Here is a 21,722-nt window from a genome sequence, read left to right as displayed (position 1 = left end):
AGTTCCCCGCCACGCCGACAGGCGGGGCGGGGAACTTGGCTTTTGTAAGCTAGCTTTTTGGCACCACCACAACCGAAGGGTCTGCAATGACCGCCACCTCCCTGAGAAGTTCCCAGGGCGCAGCCCGCGCCGGGGATAAGATCTTTTCCGGCGCCGCCCTAGCCGCCGGCTGCCTCATCCTTGCCGTTCTGTTCGGCGTGGCCCTGTTCCTTGTAGTCCAGGCCATTCCGGCGCTGACAGCCCCGGCAGACGAGATCCAGGGCGGCGAAGGCTTCTTCGCCTACATCTGGCCGATTGTCGTCGGCACCCTCATCGCCGCAGTCATTGCCCTGGTGATCGCCACACCTATCGCCATCGGGGTGGCGCTGTTCATCTCGCATTTCGCACCTCGCGGCCTCGCCTCTGCCCTCGGCTATGTGGTTGACCTACTGGCCGCCATCCCGTCAGTTATCTATGGCGCCTGGGGTGCTGCGTTCCTCGCCAAGGAAATCTCTCCGGCGTACAACTGGCTCGCCGAGAACATGAGCTGGCTGCCCATCTTCCAGGGTCCCGCCTCCGCCACCGGCAAGACCATTCTGACCGCGGGCATTGTGCTCTCGGTGATGGTCCTGCCCATCATCACGTCCCTAAGCCGTGAAATCTTCCTGCAGACGCCGAAGCTCCACGAGGAAGCCGCCCTGGCACTTGGAGCTACGCGCTGGGAAATGATCAAGATGTCGGTCCTGCCGTTCGCCCGCCCGGGCATCATCAGCGCCGTTATGCTGGGCCTGGGCCGCGCGCTCGGCGAGACCATGGCCGTGGCCCTGGTCCTCTCCTCCGGCGCCCTGACCGCCAGCCTGATCACGTCAGGCAATCAGACCATTGCTGCGGAAATTGCCCTGAACTTCCCCGAAGCCAGCGGCCTGAAGGTCAGCACGCTGATCGCCGCCGGCCTGGTCCTTTTTGTGATCACCCTGGGAGTCAACATGATCGCCCGCTGGATCATCACCCGGCACAAAGAATTCTCGGGAGCAAACTAAATGTCCTCCACTCTCACCCCGGTGCGCAGCAAGCGTTCAGCCCTGACCAAGGGCCGGCTGCCCGCCTTCGCGCCGTACGTCGTCCTGGCAGCCGCGCTCATCGTGGGCGCCGCAATCCTGGCACTGATCGGTTTTAACGCCTTCGGCTGGGGCATCGTCTCGGCCATCCTCTTCACCGCCGGTTTGGTGGGCTGGAGCGCCGTCGTCGAAGGCTCCCGCAAAGCCAAGGACAAGCTGGCCACCTGCCTGGTGGTGGGCTCGTTCCTGGTCGCGCTGCTCCCGCTGATCTCCGTGATCTGGACGGTGCTGGTCAACGGCGTCCCCGGCATCATCAACCCGGGATTCCTCACCAGCTCCATGAACGGCGTCACGGGCGTCTACGACAACAAGGCAGCTGAAGAGGGCGCCCCCGTGATCGGCGGCATTTACCATGCACTGATGGGCACCGTCCAGATCACGCTCGTAGCCACCGTGATCTCCGTACCGGTGGGCCTGCTGACCGCTATTTACCTGGTGGAGTACGGCAACGACGGCCGGCTGGCCCGCGCCATCACGTTCTTTGTGGACGTGATGACCGGCATCCCGTCCATCGTCGCCGGCCTGTTCGCCGCAGCCTTCTTCTTCGCGGTGGTTGGTCCCGGCACCAAAACCGGTGCCGTCGCCGCCGTCGCGCTCTCCGTCCTGATGATTCCCGTTGTGGTGCGTTCCAGCGAGGAAATGCTCAAGATCGTCCCCAACGAACTGCGTGAAGCGGCGTACGCGCTGGGCGTGCGCAAGTGGCGCACCATCATCAAGGTGGTCATCCCGACGGCGATCTCAGGCATCGCGTCCGGTGTCACCCTGGCGATCGCCCGCGTGATCGGCGAGACCGCACCCATCCTGGTCACCGCCGGTTTTGCCACCAGCATCAACAACAACGTGTTCGGCGGCTGGATGGCCTCCCTGCCCACGTTCATCTACACCCAGATCCTGAACCCCACGTCGCCGGCGAACCCGGACCCGTCCTCGCAGCGGGCCTGGGGCGCCGCCCTGGTGCTGATCATCCTGGTGATGGCCCTGAACCTTGGTGCCCGGCTGATCGCCAGGACCTTTGCCCCCAAGTCCGGCCGCTGAAGAATTTTTCGGCAGGGCATTCCGGTCCTCGCGGCCAAACCCTAGACTTCAATCCGTACCCCCAGCAAGTGAAGGAACATCATGTCTAAGCGCATCGACGTCAAAGACCTGAACGTGTACTACGGCGATTTCCTGGCCGTGGAGGACGTCAGCATCAATATCGAGGCCAAGTCCGTGACGGCCTTCATCGGTCCCTCAGGCTGTGGCAAGTCCACGTTCCTGCGCACCCTGAACCGCATGCACGAAGTTCTGCCCGGCGCCCGCGTCGAAGGCGAAGTCCTGATGGACGGCGACAACCTGTACGGTCCCGGCGTGGACCCGGTGACCGTGCGTTCGCAGATCGGCATGGTCTTCCAACGGCCCAACCCGTTCCCCACGATGTCCATCCGGGACAACGTGCTGGCCGGAGTGAAGCTGAACAACAAGAAGATCTCCAAAGGCGAGGCCGACGTCTTGGTGGAAAGCTCCCTTAAGAGCGCCAACCTCTGGAACGAGGTCAAGGACCGGCTGGAGAAGCCTGGTTCCGGCCTGTCAGGCGGCCAGCAGCAGCGCCTCTGCATCGCCCGTGCCATTGCCGTGGAACCGCAGGTGATCCTCATGGACGAGCCGTGCTCCGCATTGGACCCGATCTCCACCCTGGCCATCGAAGACCTCATCAACGAGCTCAAGGACCAGTACACCGTGGTGATCGTGACCCACAACATGCAGCAGGCCGCACGCGTCTCGGACAAGACGGCGTTCTTCAACATCGCCGGTACCGGCAAGCCGGGCAAGCTGATCGAATACGGGAACACTCAGACCATCTTCAACAACCCCACCGTGAAGGCCACCGAGGACTACGTCTCCGGCCGCTTCGGATAATCCCCACCGGCTCCCAGCCTTCGCAAGCTCAGGCCGGGGCCCTCGCCGGTGTGGGCCCAACACCGGCTCCCAGCCGCCCCTTGCATCGATTGCTCCATAAGCGCACTTTGACAGCTCATAAGGGCGCTTACGGAGCAGTCGATGCGGCGTTTAAGCCAAGGGTGCTGCGCCCAGGCCGCCCTTAAGCAGCCAAGGGCGACAGCGCCAGGGCCAGCACGAAGGCCCCGGCCGCGGCTGCCGCGGGGGTCAGGACCCACAGCGCCAGGATCTGCATGACCAGCTTCCGGTTGGTGACGGAGAAGTGCTGGTTCTCGCCGGCCCCCAGCACGGCCGCGGTTACGGTGTGGGTGGTGGAGAGGGGCCAATGCAGCGCGATCGCCCCGAGAAACAGCATTGCGCCGCTGAAGGTCTGGGCCACGGAGCCCCGCAGCGGGTCCACCCTGGTGATCTTGTAGCCGATGGTGTGGGAGATCCGCCAGCCGCCAAAAAGTGTTCCGGCTGTGATCATCACAGCGGAAACCAGCGCCACCCACAGGGGGATGCTCTCGCCGTCGGAATAGCCCGCCGCGAGCAGTGCCAGGAGCAGTACGGCACCCACACGCTGGCCGTCCTGCAGGCCGTGGCCGAACGCCACGGCACCGGCCGCGATGGCCTGGCTGCGGCGGAAGCGCTCGTTGACCACGTTCGGCTGGGCATACCGCGCCGCCCAGGTCACCGGGAAAACCAGCAGGTACGAGCCAACGTAAGCGACGGCGGGCGAGAGCAGCAGCGGCAGGAGAACCTGGACGAGCAGGGAATCGTCAACGCCGCCTACTCCCATTCCGCCCACGGCCAGGCTGGCGAGCCCTGCCCCGGCCAGCCCGCCCACCAGGGCGTGCGTGGAGGACGCGGGGATGCCGCGCCACCACATGAGCAGTCCCCAGGCGCAGGCACTGGCCAAGGCTGCCACCAGGATGCTGAGACCGCTTGCGCCATCCGGCAGGTGGATCCAGGTGTGGCTGATGGCAACCACTGCGGTCGCGCTGATCAGGGCGCCAACGAAGTTGAAAACGGCGGCCAGCAGCACAGCCACGCTGGGCGTGAGTGCCCGGGTGCGGACGGCCATCGCCACGGACGTGGAGACATCCCTGAAGCCGTTGAGGAAGGCAAACGTTGCGGTCAACAGGACCACAACGCCGAAAATCACTGCTGTCACGTCAGGATTCCTTGACGATGATGCTGCCTACCTGGGTAGCGATGCGGCGCATGTCTTTGGTGACTTCCACCAGCTGGTTGGCGACGTCGCGGTTACGGGAATACTGCGCCCACTTCATGTCCCGGATCATGTCCGCTACCCAGACCCGGTGGGTCCGTTCCGCGCGTTTGGCGAGCCTGAGGATCTCGATCCAGTAATCCTCGAGGTCGTCGAGGTTGTTGAGCCGGCGCATGGCGTCCACGGTGAGTTCGGCTTGCCGGCTGATGATCTCGAGCTGGTCTGCCGCCCGCCGCGGCAGGCGGTCGAGCTGATACAGGGACACAAGTTCCGCGGCACCATCCAGTTTCTCGAGGGCCTCGTTGAGGTAGCGGGACAGTGCGTACATGTCTTCGCGGGGGAGCGGGTTCACAAAGCTCGTGCGCATGTGGGTGAGCAAGGCAAAGTGAAGTTCGGCGGACTTGGCCTCGTGGTTGTGCATGTCGTCCACGAGCTTGGCGTGCTCGGATGCGGGAACGCCCAGGATCTCTGCCATGGTGGCGCTGGCATGCACAAGTTGCTGGGCCATCTGGCACAGCAGGGTCAGCCCTGCGGGCTCCTGGGGAAAAAGGCGCAGCTTCACGTTGGGATACCGGTCTCCGGGGATGTGCAGGGGCGGGGGCCGCCCACTTGTGACTTGACGCAGGCCAGCAGCTGCGTTGATTCTACCGGCCCGTGCCTGCAGCCTGTAAACAAGCATAAAAAATGGTGCCGAACCGGATACGCCTCTCGGCGGTAGGCCGCTCTAGGCGGCTAATTGTTGAAGCCCGGGGGTTTCGCGGCTCGACACCAGTTTCAGTGTTCTACGTTGCTTGGTCCAAGTCAACATTGACAGATCGGCGCCGGTGGTTCAGTCGAGCTCGCCCAGGCGCCAGGCATTTGCCGCGTGCTCAAGGTCCTCAGCGGTCTTCACGAGCTGGTGCGAGTTGCGCGTGAGCTTGCTCGCGTGGGCCTCGTTGCCGTGCTCGGCACCGTCGGCGATCGTCGCCTGGCCGAGCGCCACGACGCGGCAGAACGCGGCGGAACGTTCCAGCGCGACGTCGAACTCGCCGTCGAACGCTCCGGAGAGTATGGCGTCAGCCATGGCCCGCATTTCCTCGGCGCCCGGCGGTTCAGCGGCACCGGCCACCACGTTGGAAACCTGCGCGGTGTCCTTGCCTGCGCGGAAGTATACGGAGATCCGTTCCGGGTCCTGGACGGTGGCGGCGCGCAGGGCGTACAGCCGCCAGAGGGCGCCGGGCAGCGAACGCGCCGGGCTTTCCGCCCACATCTCCGCGATGGCTTCCAGGCCCTGCTCGTCCGTCAGCTTGACCAGGCGTTCGGTGATGACGGGATCGTCGCTGTCGCGTCCGTGGCGCACCAGCGCCTGGGCGGCGAGGTGTGCGGCCTCGGAGACGCGCGCAGGATCCGGACCGCCGGCGAACGGCTCAAAGTCGATGGGGGCGAACGGCTTGGGCTTGTGATGCCGGTTGGCTCCGCCGTAGTGACTGGGGCTTGCGTGTTCGCTCATGCCCCCACGCTACTCCTGTGCCGCGCGGGAAATCGAGTGCTGTTCGCAGTCAGGATGCAGCACCTTACCGGCGCCGGTGACACTGTACGGAATCCGGAACGTACGACGGCGGCGCGCGTCTTCGTGCCAAAGCCGCCCCGTGTGTGGGGTAAAGTATTTTACGTCCAGAAATGGACTGGGCTGATCGGTCGTTTGACCGTCAGCTGGGGCCTTTAGCTCAGTTGGTAGAGCATCGGACTTTTAATCCGTGGGTCGTGGGTTCGATCCCCACAGGGCCCACCCACGCAGAAGACCAGAGACACTCCGTCTCTGGTCTTCTTTCGTTAAGCGACAGTCGGCCCGGCCGAATGGCCCGTTGTTCAGAGCCGTGCCGAGCGGCAAAGTTCGCGCCGGTAGGCTGGCAGGATGCCTGATGTGGGGGCAGTTCTCGAGGCTGAACGATTACTGGTGTCAGCGTCGTTCTTCCCAGACACGGTGCCGCGCCGCATCACCACTAGCCCCGCGGGCGGCTAGTGCTCGAAATGAGTGTCCGGCGCACCGCCCGGCAAGTTCGCCAGGATGCCCTCAGCAACCGTGCGGAGCTTGATGTTCCGGTGGCTGGATGCCCTGGAGATGATGCCGATCGCCTCGTTGTAGGAGCACCTGTTCTGCGCCATGATGACGCCGCAGGCAATGTCGATTGACGTCCGGCTTTCCAAGGCTGACTGCAGATCCGATGCCCTGGTGCTGGCCGACTGCAGCTCAAGGACCAGCCTGAGGCCGCGGGCCGCGATGTCCGTGAAGCCGCGCGCCTCGGCGATCACCTGCAGCGGGAACGCCTGGGGGCTGGCTGCGAAGAAGGCGAGGGCCGCCTCGGTACCTTCGTCCAGCGAAAGCCGGAGGCCCAGGACGCTGCTGAACCCGGCATCCTGCAGGTACGGCCTGTAGCGTGCCCAGCGGAAGTCGGTGGCCACATGGTTCATGGCTGCTGTACCTGTGCCGGCGAGGGCTTCCGTCAGGGGGCCTTCGCCGACCTCCTGCTCCAACCGGGCCAACCTTTCGGTCGGTGTGCCGGTTCCGGCGGTGGTTTTGACGCGTTTGACCCGGTTCAGGGTCACGGCGCATTCGATGGGGACACCCGCGATCCGGCTCAGCGTGGCCGCTCCTAGGTGGACGAGGATCTCCAGAGAGTCAGCCAGGTCCTTCGCGCCAGTGGCAAAATCGGGAATAAGCCCCTCGGCGCCGACCAATCCGATGGTGACCGCTTTGGCTGCCGGCCCCGGATGGGGGACTCCGTGCTGGATGGCGTGTTGGGTCGGATGTGCGGGCGCTGGCCGCCTGCCCGCCGACGTGTGTGCCTGGGAAGTTTCGGAACGGGAAGACTTCATGTCCGTCTCGCCATGGGCCGCCGGGATCGGACTGATGGAGTTCGATGGATGTGAACAGTGGAGAGCGGAGGGCCGGCGACGGCTGGGGGAGAGGCCTTGGTCTCGAAGACCTCCTCGTCGCCGGCCCCGCTTACTTCCCGGACCCTTTGGGACGGGAAAACGCGGCTGCCAAGTCGAGTATTCATCCTTCTCACAACCCCCCAAGTGAGACTTCCAATTCAGTGCGATTTGCGAGTCTTTGCTCTTAGTCGAAGGTAGTTCTGTCGTGGTCCCGGGCAACCGCGTAATCGGTACTTGTTTTTCAAATTAGGTAGTACTTGGTTTTTCGGCCGCCTACTCCAATCTGCGCATCAAAATTCCTCCACCAAACTCCTTGACTCCCACGCCGCCAGCGCCGAGATAGAAAATCTACAACGTTGAAAATGCCTGGAACGAAGGACCTAACGTGAGTACAGCAAAGACCGCCACCGGCAAGATCACCATCGACCCGGCGTTCACTGTTGGACCCGTCCGGCGACGGAGTTCGGCGCCTTCGTGGAACACCAGGGACCGCTGCGTCTACACCGGAATCTTCGAGCCGGAGCACCCCGGGCGAACGGGGACGGGTTCCGAACGGGCGTCCTGGAACTGACCCGCGAACTCGGTGTTTCCGCGGTCCGGTACCCGGGCGGCGACTTTGTGTCGGGGTACCGCTGGGAAGACGGCGTGGCACCGGAGGAGCAGCGCCCGGCACGGCTGGATCTCGCCTGGCACTCCACCGATCCCAACCTCGTGGACGTTGACGAGTTCGCCAAGTGGTCGGTTAGGGCGGGCGTGAACCGATGATGGCGGTCAACCTGGGCACGCGCGGGATCCAGGCGGCGCTGGCCTGCTGGAATACTGCAATATCGACGGCGGCACGGCCTTCTCGGACCAGCGCAAGGCCAATTGAGCTGAGAACGGCTATGGCATCAGGATGTGGTGCCTCGTGGACCTGATATTCGCCCACCAGTACTTTGAGGACACCGGTGACCTGCAGGAACACCTGGCTGCCGGGCACAAAATGGAGTCCTCCATCCGGGACAGCGTAAACCATATCGACCACGGGAAGTCCGTCAGGAAATCCAGCAAACAGGTCAACATGTCCGTTGACGAGTGGAACGTCACGCACATGCGCCGCACCGAATCCAAGGCACCCACCGGCAAGGACTGGCCGGTGGCCCCGGCCCTGCTGGAGGACAAATACACGGTGGCGGACGCCGTCGTCGTCGGGGACCTCCTCATCACCCTGCTGCGCAACACCGACCGCGTGCACGCCGCGAGCCTGGCCCAGCTGGTCAACGTCATTGCCCCCATCATGACCGAACCGGGAGGCCGGGCCTGGAAGCAGACCACCTTCCACCCCTTTGCCCTCACCTCCCGGCATGCCGCCGGCACTGTGCTACAGCTCGCCGTCGAGTCCCCGTTGGTCGGCGGCGGTACTACAACGGACTTTTCCGCCCTGTCGGCTGTCGCAACCCCGGACACCGAAGCGGGCGAGGCGGTCATCTTCGCCGTGAACCGCTCGGCGACGGACCCTCTGACACTGGACGCCGTCGACGCGGGCCTCGGCAGCGTCCGGGTGGTGGAAGCGGTCACCTACGCGAACAAGGACCCGTACTGGCGGTCAACGGCGGAAGATTCGACGTCGGTCCTGCCCGCCGCGAACGTGAGCGTCAAGGCCGACGGCGACCGGCTCACCGCAGAACTCCCGGCGGTATCCTGGTCCATGATCCGGTTGGGGCTCGATTCCTAGCTGGGTCATGACGCAGGCCGCGGGAGGTGGAAAGATGAGGGCCATGGAACTGCATATCACCGGGGACCCGGCCGCCGATCAACTGCTGACCGATGACGCGTTTGCGCTGCTGACAGGCATGCTGCTGGACCAGCAGGTAACCATGGAATCCGCCTTTGCCGGGCCGGAGAAGATCCGGGCCCGGATCGGGTCCATCGACCCGGCCGCGGTTGCCGCGTATGAACCTCAGGCGTTCGTCGAGGTGTTCAGGGAACGGCCCGCGGTGCACCGGTTCCCCGGCTCGATGGCGGGGCGCGTCCAGGCCCTCGCCGAAACTGTCCAGCACGACTGGGACGGCGACGCGACGCTGGTCTGGACCAAGGGCGACCCCGACGGCCCGGAGGTGCTGCGCCGGCTGCAGGCGCTGCCCGGATTCGGGGAGCAGAAGGCGAAAATCTTCCTTGCGCTCCTGGGGAAGCAGCGCGGGCTGGCGGCGCCCGGCTGGCGCGAGGCCGCCGGGCACTACGGCCAGGAAGATGCCTTCCTCTCGGTCGCCGACATTGTGAGTCCTGAATCGCTCGTCAAGGTGCGGGCCAGCAAGCAGGCAGCAAAGGCGGCGGCCAAGGCTGCCAAAGGCTGACCGCGCATGGCCGTGACCATGAACGATGTGGCGCGCGCGGCCGGGGTATCGCTGAAGACCGTTTCGAACGTGCTCAACGACTACGAGTTCATCCGGGCGGCCACCAGGCAACGCGTCCAGGACTCCATCGCCGAACTGGGGTACGAAGCGAACCTGACGGCCCGCAGCCTGCGTTCTGGGAAGACCCACATGCTGGGCCTGGTGCTGTCCGACCTCGCCGCGCCGTACTACGCGGAACTGGCCTCCCGGGTGATGTTGGCGGCGGAGCGGCGCGGCTACCGGGTGCTCGTGGAACAATCCGGCGCCCTGGAAGCTAAACGAACTGGGTGCCTTGCAGGGTCCGCTGGGGCAGCTGACCGACGGCCTGCTGTTCACGCCCCTGGTGATGGGCGCCGACGCCGTAACCACCCATCGCGGCACCAAGCCGGTGGTGCTCCTCGGCGAGTACATTCTGGATCCCCGGCTGGATCTGGTCACCATGAGAAACCAGGCCGCCGCCCACGCCCTCACCGCCCACCTGCTGGCGGGAGGCCGACGTCGGATTGCCGTGCTCGGCGCCCACCCCGGGGAGTCGGCGGGCTCTGCCGGACTGCGGCTCAACGGTTATCGGAGCGCACTGGAAGACGCCGGCGTCCCGTTTGACCCGGCCCTGGTGGCGCGCGGTGAATGGCGCCGCGACGGGGGAGCAGCCGCCGTCGCCGGCCTCCTGGAGCGCGGCGTTCCGTTCGACGCCGTGTTCGGCCTGAACAACGCCCTGGCCCTGGGCGCCATGCACGAACTGCTCGTCCGTGGCGTGAAAGTGCCCCAGGACGTTGCGGTGGCGGGCTTTGACGACATCGACGAGGCACGGTTCGCCTCGCCGTCGCTCACCACCGTGTCCCCGGGAATGGACGAGATTGCGGAACGGTCCGTCGGGTTGCTGATCGACCGGATTGACGGGCTGGAGGTGGGGGAGGCCGGCGTTCATGTAGAAGCTGGCTTTGCGCTGAAGATCCGGGAATCGGCACCCTAGGGGCCGTTTCGGACGCCGCCGCGGTCGGCCCGGGTCCTGCGCCGAAACATTCCCGTGGTGGTGATTGATCCGTTCAGCCCTCCCGGTTCCGGGTACGTGAGCATCGGCGCCACCAACTGGGCCGGAGGCAAGGCCGCGAAGGAGCACCTGATGCCCTGGGCCACCGGAAGATCGCGTTCCTGGGCGGACCTGAGGCGGTCGAATGCAGCGTGGCCAGGCTGCACGGTTACCTCGCAGTCCTCCGCGCCAACGGGCTCACCGCAAACTCCGACTATGTCCTGCCAGACCGGTTCAACCGGGGACTGGCAGGTTGTCTTCAATTTTCGGTTGTTGTGTAAACATGACTAGCACGCCCATTAGCGCCACGGTACCTGCAACGGCGGTGACTATGAGGGACGTAGCGTTGGTGACGCCGGCTATGCCGAACAGCAGCATTCCTGCGGGGACGCCAACCGTGTTGACTATCTGGTCACGCGCAGCGAAGGTGTGGACGACAGCTTCGTCCCCTATGGATTGGCCCAAGGTGTCCCAGTGAATGCCAGATGCAGTGGTGAGTGCAGCACCCAGGAACCCAGCTACCCATAGCAGAACAGGCACTGGGATGAACAAGAAGCACAGTAGTTGTACGGCGATGCTTAGGCAGCACAGTACGTGCAGGTACCTCCAGGGTATCTTTTGAAGAAATCCAAGCAGGGACGATGCGGAACCGACCAGCGAACCTGCAGCCATGAAGGCTGCAGTCACCGCCCAGGTTGCCGGTGAGTTCTGTTCGATTACCAGGGTCGGGCCAGCAGTACCCAGGAGCCCTATCGTGAGTGCTACGAACAGCCACGTTAGTAATCCGACGTTTATTCCTGGAGGAAGCCTCGGGCGGTACCTCTTTGTGTCAATGGGAGCCTCAGCCAGGGGCACTGGTTCGCTTGACGTATCTGAGAGGCGAAGGCCTGCCAGAACGACGATACCGAGCAGAAAGCCGATCGAGTCGATCAGGAGTACTGCTTCGAACCCAAGCGACAAGAAAACCAGCGAACCTATGAGTGGTCCAGTGACGGCGAACACGTCACCTAACACTGATAGCCATGCATTGACTCGACCCCGGTGCTCCGCTGGTATCAGCCGTGGAATCACCGTGAATCGCGCCGGTTGAAAAAAGGCCAGGGCGATCCCATAGATACCCGATGAGATCGACAGTGCAGCAATCGCTTCACCATGACCACTACCTGCTCCTGTGGCCAGAAGCCAGCTAAGCAAACCCGCCTGCGCGACGAAACGCACGAGGTCAGAAAATATCATCACGCGCACGGGATTTCGTGCAGGGCGGATTCGCTGAACCGTAAACATCCCAACGAATCGCCCCGACCAAAGGGAAAGGAGCACCACAGTCAGGCCCCATCCTGAAGGTTCGATTCTGTGACTCTCCAGAGCGAACGCAATTGGGACGAGAGATCCACCCAAACCAGATACAAAGGCGGCGAAAAAAAGTCGAGGAAATCCCGCAATTTTAAAAGAATCGAGGGTTTGATTACCCCTACTTGGCATCATTGCGCCGGGTTGTGAAGTAGCCCATCTTCGAACCCAAAGGCCCAGAAGTTTAGCATCTCCGCCACATCAATACCGGACCTTTCTGATGCCTGCGCCGGTGTCGTCGCAGGCTGCATTGCCAAGAGATGCAGGACTTCTTCAAATTTTGCTGGGACTGCGAGCTTGCCTACCCCGGAGCACACGTGCAGGGCATCTGAGCCCTCTGCGCTGTGGGGGACGTGACTCACAGCTAGACGCGCTGGCGTCTCATGGTCGATCAGATCCGTGTTGATGGAAAAAGGGTAATCCGGAACCACGGCGACGGACAAGCTGAAACTGAACTTCCCCGAGGCCGTGCCTATCATCAGCTACGAACTGATCGAGGGCGCCCGCGATGGCCGCACCGTGGCGGACCTGATGAGCTACGGCACCACGCTCCTCACCGGTGACGGTGAACGCAGGACGGGAGGCGGCCGGCGTCGTCGTCACCAACACGGGCGACCGCCCCGTCCAGGTGGGGTCGCACTTCCACATTGCCGAGGCGAATGCCGCCCTCAAATTCGACCGGCAGGCCGCCTACGGCCGCAGGCTGGACATCCCCGCCGGCACCGCGGCGCGGTTCGAGCCTGGGGACAGCAGGACCGTCCGGCTGATTGAACTCTCCGGCAGCCGCGAAGTCTACGGGCTCAGCAACGCCGTAAACGGCCGGCTTGACGCCGCCGATCCCGAAGCATCCAAGGAGGGGGCCCAGTGAGCTTCGACCTACCCCGCAGGCAGTATGCCGACCTGTACGGCCCGACGACGGGTGACGCCATCCGCCTGGCGGACACCGACTTGTTCCTCGAAATCGAGAAGGACCTCACGGTCTACGGCGAGGAAGTGGTGTTCGGCGGCGGCAAAGTGATCCGCGACGGCATGGGCCAAAACGGCCAGGTGATTCGGGATGAGGACGTCCCGGACACCGTCATCACCAACGCCGTCATCCTGGACTACACGGGCATCTACAAGTCCGACGTCGCCCTCGGGGACGGTCACATCTTCAAGATCGGCAAGGCAGGCAACCCGCAGATCACCGACGGCGTGGATATCGTGATCGGGGCCAGCACCGAATCATTGCCGGCGAGCGCAAGATCCTCACCGCGGGGGGAGTGGACAGCCACATCCACCTCATCTCCCCGAACCAGGCGCCCACCGGCCAGCGCTGCTGCGAGGCTGAGGCCTGCCAGGGTGAGTGCCGAACACGTCCGGATTGTTTGTGACTTTGATCTGCATGGAGTAGGGGTCGCCCTTCATCGCGCGTGCCTATTTCGGTAGACAACGTTCTCAGTGATAGGAACAGTAAGGGATGTCCAACGGTTTTGATTCCCCTGTTGAAGCAGTCCGGGGCTGCCCCTGCAATAATCGGAACCAACAGTTTTGCGCGGGGGCTGTGAGGGATCCCGTGTGGCAGGAAATCAATGTAAGTTCGGGCCCATCACACCAGACGAGGCGGACATCCATGAAGGCTCCAGACCAGCAGTACACGCAATTCTCCGGAACGCCGGGCTCCCCGGGCGGCGGCGAGGCGGCTGGTCTCGGACCCGTGGATCAGCATCTCCTGAAGCGGCTCGCGGACGCGCATGGCGTGGGCACGTCGTTCCACGGCTGGGACGGACTTCCGCACAGTGTCGCCCCCGAGACCCTGATCAAGGTTCTGGCGGCTCTGGGAGTGCCGGCCCATACCAACGCCCTGATCCAAGCTGCCCTGGCCGGGGCGGAGCTGGCGCCGTGGCGGCGGATGCTGCCGCCCGCCGTCGTGGTCCAACAAGGTGAAACCGCGCTGGTTCCCGTCCACGTCCGGGACGGCGCCACAGCCCGGCTGCACGTGGAGCTTGAAACGGGCATTGGCGGACCGGTGGACGCCGTCCAACAGGACGTTTATGTGACGCCGCAGGACGTGGACGGTGTCCCCACGGGGCGGGCAACTTTCGCCGTGCCGGAGGGGCTGCCGCTGGGCTGGCACACCCTGCACGCTGAGTCCGACGGCGTCATGGCACTAGGTGCTCTGGTGGTGGTTCCGGCGCGGCTCACCACGGCCGAGCCGCTGCTGGAGCGCCGCGGCTGGGGCCTGGCCACCCAGCTCTACTCCGTGCGGTCCAAACGGTCCTGGGGGATCGGCGACTTCGCCGACCTCGCGGACCTGGCCACCCTCAGCGGCGCACGCGGAGCCGATTACATCCTGGTCAACCCGCTGCACGCCGCGGAACCCGTCCCGCCGGTCCAGCCCTCGCCCTACTCGCCGTCCACGCGGCGCTTCTTCAACCCGCTGTACATCCGCGTGGAAGCAATACCCGAAATCGCCTACCTGCGACCACGGAAGCGCGCAACGGTGGACAGGCTCCAGGAGCAGGTCCAGGCCCTGAACAAGGACGGCGAAAGGCTGGACCGCAACGCCGTGTACGCGGCCAAGCTACAGGCCCTGGAACTGCTTTACCACGCCCGGCGCGCCCCGGCACGGCAGGCTGCGTTCGACGAATTCTGCCGGATATCCGGCCCCGGGCTGGATGACTTCGCGCTGTGGTCCGCCATCCGCGAGGATCTGGCGCCGGATGACCCACTCTGGGCCGACCCGGACTGCGCGCTGGGATCGCCCGAAGCTGAAGCGCTGCGGGAAAAGTTGGCCGACAGGATCGGGTTCCACCGCTGGCTGCAGTGGATCTGCGACGAACAGCTTGAAAGCGCGCAGCAGTCGGCGCGCCGGGCCGGGATGCGGCTGGGCGTGGTGCACGACCTCGCCGTGGGCGTTGACCTCAGCAGCGCCGACGCCTGGACGCTCCGCGATGTCCTGGCGCCCGGGATCAGCGTGGGTGCGCCGCCGGACATGTACAACCAGTTGGGCCAGGACTGGAACCAGCCGCCGTGGCATCCAACCCGCCTGGCGGAGGCCGGCTACGCGCCGTTCCGCAACATGCTCTCCACGGTGCTCCGGCATGCCGGCGGCATCCGGGTGGACCACGTGCTGGGCCTGTTCCGGCTCTGGTGGGTGCCGGCCGGCAACTCGCCGCAGGACGGCGCCTACGTCACGTACGACCACGAAGCACTGATCGGCATCCTGGCGCTGGAGGCGCAGCGCGCCGGCGCCGTGGTGATCGGCGAGGACCTGGGAACCTTCGAGCCGTGGGTGCGCGACTACCTCGCTGCCCGCGGCATCCTGGGCACGTCCATCCTCTGGTTCGAGAACGACGGCGATTCCCCGCTGCCGCCGGAACGGTACCGAACGCAGGCCCTCGCCAGCGTCAACACTCACGACCTGCCGCCCACCGCAGGGTACCTTGCGGGCGACCATGTGGCCCTCCGCAGCAGGCTGGGCCTGCTGGAACGCTCCGAGGCGGAAGAACGTGCGGAGCACACGGCCACGCTGGAAAAGATGATGGGGCTGCTGCGGGAACGCGGCCTGCTGCCTGAGGACGGTGGCGCCGGCAGCGAGGAATGCACCATAGAGGCGCTGCACCGCCTGCTGGCCCAGACGCCGTCGGTGCTTCTCGGGGTGGCACTGGTGGATGCTGTGGGGGAGCGGCGGGTGCAAAACCAGCCCGGCACCACCGAGGCGCTGTACCCGAACTGGCAGGTCCCACTCGGCGGTCCGGACGGAAAGCCGGTGTTCATCGACGAACTTCCTACCAATCCGCGGTTCAACGCTTTGCTGGGTGCAGTCTCGGAGGCGCTGGGGGACTGATGCTGGTGGGCCGCAGCGCTTCGAGTGACAATGTGAAGAGGCTGCCGGACGTGGTGTGCGTGCCGTCAAGGAGGATCCCAAATGACCGACAGGCCCGTACTCGTAGTGGGAGGCACCGGCATGCCGGTCACTGCCGAGCTCGCCATCCGGCGGTTTGTCGCGGGCCTAGGGCAAACAGTACGCACCCAGCCCCGCGACAAGCCCTAGCCCGCCGTGAGCAGGTGGGTGGCGTGGTCGTAGCGGAAGGTGACCGCGCCGCCGTCGTGCGTGTAGGAGATGTTGCCGCCGTTTGGCACCCCGTCAGCCCCGTAATTCTCGGCCCAGCCGCGGTTCACCGCGGCCTTAAACTCATACGTCCCGGCCGGCAGGTCCGGCACTGACAGCTTCCACACCAGCGTTGCTGGGTCCAGCGTCAACTGGGCCTGGTCGCAGGTGGGATCCCAGTCGGCGCCGCACCCGAGTTCGTTGTCCAGGCTTCCCGCGATGGCAACCGCCCCCGGCTGTTGTGAGGCGTACCCGGCGCTGATGACGTGCGTGCTGTTGTCGAAGCGGAACGTGACTGCTCCGCCGGGGTGGTCCAACACGATGTTGCTGCCGCTAAGCACTCCGCCGGCGCCATAGTTCACGTCCCAGTCGCCGTTGAGCGCGGCTTTGTACTCGTACTGCCCGGACGGCAGGTCTGCCGTGAGCCGCCAGATGTTGTCCGCCGGGTCCAGGGTCATGAACGCCGCTGCGCAGGCCGGGTCCCAATCCGCAGGGCAACCCATCTCGGAGTTCAGCGACCCCGCCACGGTCACCGAAGCCGGCTGCGGTGCGTCGCCGACCGTTACCGTCCGCGGCTCGCTGACCACGCTGAAGCCGGGGCCGCTCGTGCTGGCGCGGTACTGCACCTTCGTGCCGTCTGCGAGTTCTAGTGCGGCCAGGTCATCAACCGCGGAGTACACCGGTGAGGAGTCATCGGAGCCTACGGCTGTCCACTCGCCGCCGGCCACGCTGCGCTCGAAGGACACCACGTGGCTGGACTTTTCCGGATCGGCCGTTGCGCTGAGCTCAACGGCCCCCTCCACGCTGCTTCCTTCCAGCGGCTTCTGCATAGTCAGGACCGGCGCCGGAACTGCGGTTGCCCGGGACTGGCTGGTGGCTCGGTGGCCCCCGTTGTCCAGCACTGTGGCGCGGTAGTCGAGGACGGTGCCTGCATCCAAGGCAGCGACATCGTGGAATACCTGGTACGGCGCGGTGTCGTCGGTGCCGATCGGCGCCCACCCACCGCCCGCGGTCCTGGCCTCAAAGGTGACCTCGTAGAACGAAGCACCGCCGACGTCGGCCGTCACGTTGATCCGGCCGTTGTCCGCCGGTGCCGCGGCAGGTTCCTGAAGCGCGACGGCGGGAGCCGTCTTGGAGTGCGGAATGCGGCCCGATGACTGGTAGACCACGGCCGACAGTGGCGGGACGGCGACCGTCAGCTTTCCGTCCGCTGAGGTCTTCACCTCGTCCGCGCCCGCACCGTAAATCCGCGTATAGCTGCGCTTGCCGATATAGGTGGGCACGTCGGCCGTCTGCTGCTGTTCGCTGTTGTTCAGGGCTACAACATATTCACGCTGGTCCTCCGCGTCGGTGCGGGAGAAGGCGTAGATTCCGGGCCCTTCGGAGGCGTAGCGGTGCTGGTGGGCGCCGTCGCGCAGGGCCGGGTGGTCCTTGGTCAGGGCCGCGAGTTGGCTGAACTTGGAGTACAGCGTGTGGCCGGCGTTGAAGTTGTCGGTGGCGTGCGTGGCATCGGTGCCCAGCAGGTCGTCGTCGAGGTACTCCGGCACCTGGCTGGCGAAGAGCGTCTGCCGTGCGTCCTGGTCGCCGCCGGGGCCGGTGAAGCCCTGCTCGTCGCCGTAGTAGATCACCGGATTGCCGCGGGAGAAGTACATCAGCTCGTGGGCCAGCTGGTCGCGGGCCACCTGCTCCGTGTCGGCTGACCCCGGGTTGTCTGCCGCGATGAAGCTGCCGATGCGGCCCATGTCGTGGTTGCCCAGGAAAGTGGGCAGTTGGTAGACGTTGGAATCGGCATCGGTGTACCAGTCGTCGCCGGCGAAGAACGTCTCCAGCGAGCGGGTGTCCTGGCTCTTGGACGCGAAGTTCCGGGCGGCCTCCTGGAACGGGAAGTCCAACACGGCCTGCATCTGGTTGCGGGTGGTGAATTGAGAGGTGAAGGACTTGGACGTGTCGAAGACTTCGCCGAACATAAAGAACTCGTCCTTGCCCTGTGCCTTGGCGTACCTGAGCACCTCTGGGCCGAATTCCTGCCAGAACTCGTTGTTGACGTGCTTCATCGTGTCTATCCGGAAGCCGTCCACCCCGAAATCGCCGATCCAGGTCTTGTAGATCTCCTCCATCCCGTCCACCACTTTGGGGTTCTCGGTGAAGAGGTCATCCAATCCGAAGAAGTCGCCATAGTAGGAGTCCTCGCCTACAAAGGTGGTGTCGCCGCGGTTGTGGTACAGCGTGGGATCGTTCAGCCAGGCGGGAACCTTCAGGTTTTGTTCCGCCGGGTCCAGAACTGGAACGTAGGGGAAAGACGTCTTGACATCAAGCTCCGGGAAATCCTTCGTCCCTGCGAAGTCGCGGTCGTCGAACTCGTCGCCGGCAGCGGACCTGTACGGCTCGGCGTCCTTGGAAACGTAGGTCTTGCGGGCGCCCTCTTCGTAGCCGATCACGTCCGCGGTGTGGTTGGTGATGATGTCGAAGTACACCTTCATGCCGCGCGAGTGGGCTTCGTCGATGAGGGCCTTCAACTCGTCGTTGGTGCCCAGATGGGGGTCGATCTGGGTGAAGTCGGTGATCCAGTAGCCGTGATACCCGGCCGAATTGTCCTCGGGCTGCACCGCCTTGTTCTTGAAGCTGGGGGTGAGCCAGATGGACGTGGTGCCCAGGCCCTGGATGTAGTCGATCTTGTCCAGCAGCCCGGCCAGGTCGCCGCCGTTGTAGAAGCCCTTTTTTGTGGGATTGAAGCCGGACACCATGGGGTCGTTACCCAGGCCGCCGTCGTCATTGGTTGTGTCCCCATTGCTGAATCGGTCGGCCATCACAAAGTAGAAATTCTCGTCCGTCACCGGGGCACGGAGTGAGTGAAGGGCCGACGACGACCCCGGGTCCTTCGGGCCCGGCGCCGCGTGCGCCGGGAGGGCGGAAGCCGACACGACCACGGCTGCGGCGAGCAGTCCCAGCCATAATGCGGTCGGGTAGTTGAGGCGTTGGATTGAGCCTCTGTGGGTGCGTGTGTTCACGTCAGGAGACCTTCCTGGTAGCGGCGATGCTGTACAGGCTGCTGTGGAGATGCGAGCGTGGTGGCGTCAGTTGGCGGTCAGGTGTGAAGTTCGCGCTGGCAGTCACGGAACGATCGCCAAGTGAACCACGGCACACTGTAAGCGCTTGCACTGAATAAATCCAGTCTTTTGAGACAGCCGGCCAGAGGCTACCTTCGCGTACATTCAGAGGGCGGGAGACGGCGCTCGGCGCCAATCAGATCGTGGAAGGTGTACCCATGTCAGCCACTGAATTGCATGTTGAGTCCCTTTTGGGGATCGTTGAGCGGCTTCGCTCGGCCGGGTGTGTCTTTGCGGAGGAAGAAGCCCAGCTTCTCCTGACGGCAGGGTCCGGCCCGGCCGAGATCGCTTCGGCAGTGGAGAGGCGCGTTGCCGGGTATCCGCTGGAGCACATTCTCGGCTGGGCAGAGTTCTGCGGACTCCGGATTGAGCTCGATCCCGGGGTTTTTGTTCCGCGCCGCCGCACCGGGCTTTTGGTGAATGAGGCCGCAGCCCTGCTCTCGACGGACCCGATGCAGGAGCACCGGGATGGTTCAGAGCCCGCCGTCGTTGTGGACCTTTGCTGCGGGTCCGGTGCGGTGGGTGCGGCCATTGCCTCCCGGATTGCGGGGCTGGAGCTCCATGCGGCGGACATTGACCCGGCCGCGGTGGCCTGCGCCCGCCGTAACGTTGACCGTGTGTGTGGTGAGGTCCACCGGGGCGACCTGTTCGATGCACTGCCGCCCGCCATCAGGGGACGGATCCGTGTGTTGGCTGTCAACGCCCCCTATGTCCCCACCGGTGCCATAGATTCCATGCCGCATGAGGCACGCGAGCACGAACCGTGGTGGTCGCTAGACGGCGGCGCTGACGGACTCGAATTCCACCGCCGTGTCGCAGCGGATGCCAACGGATGGCTGCGGCCAGGCGGGAATCTCATCATCGAAACCAGCGAGCGGCAGGCCGCAGGGACGGCGTCGATCCTGGCGGGTGCGGGCTTCGCGGTCAGGACTGTCCGCTCGGAAGAGCTGGACGGCACGGTTGTAGTTGGACGGACCCGACTTTAGGAGAGCTGGGGGCCGGCAGGTACCTCTTCCTGCAGCGGCGGCTGCCCCTTCGCGTTGCACTCGCGCCTATTCGCGCTGTGGCAGCGTCTACTCGCGTTTGGGTGGGGTTGGTGGTTTGAAGTAGCGGTTTTGTTGGGGTTTCTGCTTCGGGTCGATGTGGCGTGGGGGTGTGAACCATGGGATGCCGCCGCGGGTGTGGATGGTCCATTGTTCTTTGTGGATGAGGTGGTGGTGATGGGAGCAGAGCAGGGCTCCGTTGCTGACGGTGGTGGGGCCGTGGTGTGACCAGTAGGTGATGTGGTGGGCTTCGCACCAGGGGGCGGGGATGGTGCACTTGGGGAAGGTGCACCCTTGGTCGCGGGCGGTGAGGGCGAGGCGTTGGGCGGAGGTGAAGAGCCGGGTTTTGCGGCCGAGGTCGAGGATTTCACCACTGGGGCCGAGCAGGACGGGGATGATGTCGGCGTCGCAGGCGAGTTTGCGCAGGGTGGTGGCCGCGACGGGCCCGGTGAAGATGTAGTTGCCCGTGCCCGTACTGCTGCCTGCGCCGGTGCCGGCGGCCTCGTGGTGGGGGAGGAGGTCTTGGTAGTTGATGGTGGCGAGGATTTGGGGGCGGTTCCCGCCGGTGGTGGGCAGTTGGTTGGTGCTCAGGGCGGCTTTGAGCGCGCCGATGATGCCGTCGAGTTGTTTCTGAGAGCGGGTGCGCAGGTCCAGGTCCAGGTCGTTGTCCTGCCAGACGTTGGTGCCCTGACCGGGGTCGGGAGTCCCGGCCCCCGTGCCGGTTTCTGTGCCCGTGGTGGTGCGAGGGTTGGTGGCGGTGTTCATGACGGTGGCGAGGTGTTCGTATTGGTCGGTGGTGGCGAAGATTTCCAGGTGGTGGAGGCCGTGGCGGGGTTTGCGGATGAAGGCGCCTTGGGTGTTGCGGCGTGCTTCTTCGGTGGGTTCGGTGCCGTCGTCGGCGTTGGTGTCTGCCGAGCTGCTGGTGGCGGTGGGGGAGAGCGCTGCGGCGAGGTGTTCCCTCATTGGGGGTACGGGGTCTCCGGTGAGGGTGGTCGCCGGCAGGATGGTGTGGGCGAGGTGGATGCGGCGGTGGGCTTCGCTGCGCCCGATCCGGAGCCGGAGGCGCAGGAATTCGGCGGTGTTCTTGCAGCCGTCATCGGCCGGTGACCGCGGTACGGGGCATGTGGTTCCGGCGGTGCCGGTGGCGGGCCAGGCGGCGTCGGTTTCGTGGACAGTTTCGACGCCGTTGTCCCAGCCGGTGATCCATGGCCGGGTGGTGCGGGTTGTTACGGCGGCGGTGATGGCCTGACTGCGGGTGCGGTCCACGGCGCCCGCGGCGAGGATCTGGAGGTAGTCCACGGTCCGGGAGAGGTCCTCGACGAGGCCGGCGAAGTCGGCGGCGTCGACGTAGCCGGCCATCGCCAGCGTCCCGGGAGCAGACGCGGCGGCAGCGTTCACCGAGGCGAACGCCGCAGCCAGGCCGGCGTCGGCCATCAGCACGGCAGCGGTACCGCCGTTCCCCGCGAGCTGATCCCCGAAACCTTCCATAGGAACACTCTGCCAAGGGAGTACGACATTTATGCCCGGACTGCCGCCGTCGCCCCAAAAGGCCGCAAGCCCGGTTGC

15 protein-coding genes, 1 tRNA gene and 4 pseudogenes are annotated in these 21,722 nt (G+C 65.1%); 13 read left to right on the top strand and 7 right to left on the bottom strand.

Going from position 1 to position 21,722, the window contains the following annotated elements:
• Window positions 1-86: 86 nt before the first annotated feature.
• From pstC to pstB, 3 genes are all read left to right on the top strand, one after another.
• Window positions 87-1,019 carry a phosphate ABC transporter permease subunit PstC gene (pstC, locus tag ACZYZ4_RS08855; RefSeq protein ID WP_463860017.1) on the top strand — a complete coding sequence of 311 codons (933 nt, stop codon included), beginning with the start codon at window positions 87-89 and terminating at the stop codon, window positions 1,017-1,019.
• Window positions 1,020-2,132 (top strand): phosphate ABC transporter permease PstA, encoded by a 1,113-nt coding sequence (gene pstA / locus ACZYZ4_RS08850; protein ID WP_463860015.1) that lies wholly within the window; start codon window positions 1,020-1,022, stop codon window positions 2,130-2,132.
• A gap of 81 nt (window positions 2,133-2,213) precedes the next feature.
• Entirely contained in the window at window positions 2,214-2,993 is a 780-nt protein-coding gene (pstB, locus tag ACZYZ4_RS08845) for a phosphate ABC transporter ATP-binding protein PstB (protein ID WP_463860013.1), read from the top strand.
• A 181-nt stretch (window positions 2,994-3,174) separates the two neighbouring features.
• On the opposite strand, the gene ACZYZ4_RS08840 is transcribed toward pstB, so the two are convergent.
• The 3 genes from ACZYZ4_RS08840 to ACZYZ4_RS08830 form a co-directional block, all read right to left on the bottom strand.
• Window positions 3,175-4,188 carry an inorganic phosphate transporter gene (locus ACZYZ4_RS08840; RefSeq protein WP_463860011.1) on the bottom strand — a complete coding sequence of 338 codons (1,014 nt, stop codon included), beginning with the start codon at window positions 4,186-4,188 and terminating at the stop codon, window positions 3,175-3,177.
• Window position 4,189: 1 nt separating this feature from the next.
• Window positions 4,190-4,807 carry a DUF47 domain-containing protein gene (locus ACZYZ4_RS08835; RefSeq protein ID WP_463860009.1) on the bottom strand — a complete coding sequence of 206 codons (618 nt, stop codon included), beginning with the start codon at window positions 4,805-4,807 and terminating at the stop codon, window positions 4,190-4,192.
• Window positions 4,808-5,074: 267 nt separating this feature from the next.
• Window positions 5,075-5,734: a hypothetical protein gene (locus ACZYZ4_RS08830; protein WP_463860008.1), complete on the bottom strand. Its 660-nt coding sequence runs from the start codon at window positions 5,732-5,734 to the stop codon at window positions 5,075-5,077.
• A gap of 206 nt (window positions 5,735-5,940) precedes the next feature.
• Here ACZYZ4_RS08830 and ACZYZ4_RS08825 point away from each other — a divergent pair.
• Window positions 5,941-6,013: transfer RNA gene (locus ACZYZ4_RS08825), tRNA-Lys, on the top strand.
• 230 nt (window positions 6,014-6,243) lie between these two features.
• On the opposite strand, the gene ACZYZ4_RS08820 is transcribed toward ACZYZ4_RS08825, so the two are convergent.
• Window positions 6,244-7,101, bottom strand: coding sequence for an ANTAR domain-containing protein (locus ACZYZ4_RS08820; protein WP_463860006.1), 858 nt, complete (start codon window positions 7,099-7,101; stop codon window positions 6,244-6,246).
• A 445-nt stretch (window positions 7,102-7,546) separates the two neighbouring features.
• Between ACZYZ4_RS08820 and ACZYZ4_RS08815 the strand changes: the two are divergent.
• The 3 genes and pseudogenes from ACZYZ4_RS08815 to ACZYZ4_RS08805 all read left to right on the top strand — a co-directional run bounded on the left by ACZYZ4_RS08815 (window position 7,547) and on the right by ACZYZ4_RS08805 (window position 10,506).
• Window positions 7,547-8,875 (top strand): annotated as a pseudogene (locus ACZYZ4_RS08815) (alpha-N-arabinofuranosidase).
• Window positions 8,876-8,909: 34 nt separating this feature from the next.
• A complete protein-coding gene (locus tag ACZYZ4_RS08810) occupies window positions 8,910-9,494 on the top strand; it encodes an HhH-GPD-type base excision DNA repair protein (protein ID WP_463860004.1) in 585 nt (194 codons plus the stop codon).
• A 6-nt stretch (window positions 9,495-9,500) separates the two neighbouring features.
• Window positions 9,501-10,506: pseudogene (locus ACZYZ4_RS08805) on the top strand (LacI family DNA-binding transcriptional regulator).
• Window positions 10,507-10,797: 291 nt separating this feature from the next.
• Here the strand turns inward: ACZYZ4_RS08805 and ACZYZ4_RS08800 are convergent.
• The gene (locus tag ACZYZ4_RS08800; RefSeq protein WP_463860240.1) at window positions 10,798-12,045 is read right to left on the bottom strand and encodes an MFS transporter; all 1,248 of its coding nucleotides are present in this window, start codon (window positions 12,043-12,045) and stop codon (window positions 10,798-10,800) included.
• 312 nt (window positions 12,046-12,357) lie between these two features.
• Here ACZYZ4_RS08800 and ACZYZ4_RS08795 point away from each other — a divergent pair.
• The 5 genes and pseudogenes from ACZYZ4_RS08795 to ACZYZ4_RS08775 form a co-directional block, all read left to right on the top strand.
• Window positions 12,358-12,471: pseudogene (locus ACZYZ4_RS08795) on the top strand (urease subunit gamma); the annotation flags it as partial.
• A 1-nt stretch (window position 12,472) separates the two neighbouring features.
• Window positions 12,473-12,781 carry an urease subunit beta gene (locus tag ACZYZ4_RS08790; RefSeq protein ID WP_463860003.1) on the top strand — a complete coding sequence of 103 codons (309 nt, stop codon included), beginning with the start codon at window positions 12,473-12,475 and terminating at the stop codon, window positions 12,779-12,781.
• A pseudogene (ureC, locus tag ACZYZ4_RS08785) lies at window positions 12,778-13,217 on the top strand (urease subunit alpha); the annotation flags it as partial. The gene ACZYZ4_RS08790 and the pseudogene ureC, both read left to right, overlap by 4 nt.
• Before the next feature lie 308 nt (window positions 13,218-13,525).
• Window positions 13,526-15,742, top strand: a complete 2,217-nt coding sequence (gene malQ / locus ACZYZ4_RS08780) for a 4-alpha-glucanotransferase (RefSeq protein WP_463860001.1) — start codon at window positions 13,526-13,528, stop codon at window positions 15,740-15,742.
• A gap of 81 nt (window positions 15,743-15,823) precedes the next feature.
• Window positions 15,824-15,949, top strand: a complete 126-nt coding sequence (locus ACZYZ4_RS08775) for a hypothetical protein (RefSeq protein ID WP_463859999.1) — start codon at window positions 15,824-15,826, stop codon at window positions 15,947-15,949.
• On the opposite strand, the gene ACZYZ4_RS08770 is transcribed toward ACZYZ4_RS08775, so the two are convergent.
• Window positions 15,946-18,948 (bottom strand): alpha-amylase family glycosyl hydrolase, encoded by a 3,003-nt coding sequence (locus ACZYZ4_RS08770; RefSeq protein ID WP_463860238.1) that lies wholly within the window; start codon window positions 18,946-18,948, stop codon window positions 15,946-15,948. The genes ACZYZ4_RS08775 and ACZYZ4_RS08770 overlap by 4 nt on opposite strands.
• A gap of 323 nt (window positions 18,949-19,271) precedes the next feature.
• Here ACZYZ4_RS08770 and ACZYZ4_RS08765 point away from each other — a divergent pair, with 323 nt between their 5' ends.
• Complete coding sequence (locus tag ACZYZ4_RS08765) at window positions 19,272-20,099, top strand: putative protein N(5)-glutamine methyltransferase (protein WP_463859997.1); 828 nt, start codon at window positions 19,272-19,274, stop codon at window positions 20,097-20,099.
• A gap of 87 nt (window positions 20,100-20,186) precedes the next feature.
• Here the strand turns inward: ACZYZ4_RS08765 and ACZYZ4_RS08760 are convergent, their stop codons facing one another.
• Window positions 20,187-21,644, bottom strand: coding sequence for an HNH endonuclease signature motif containing protein (locus ACZYZ4_RS08760; RefSeq protein WP_463859996.1), 1,458 nt, complete (start codon window positions 21,642-21,644; stop codon window positions 20,187-20,189).
• Window positions 21,645-21,722 lie beyond the last annotated feature (78 nt).

This window comes from Pseudarthrobacter adonitolis, from assembly GCF_055412845.1.
This window is presented reverse-complemented; position numbering and strand designations above follow the sequence as displayed.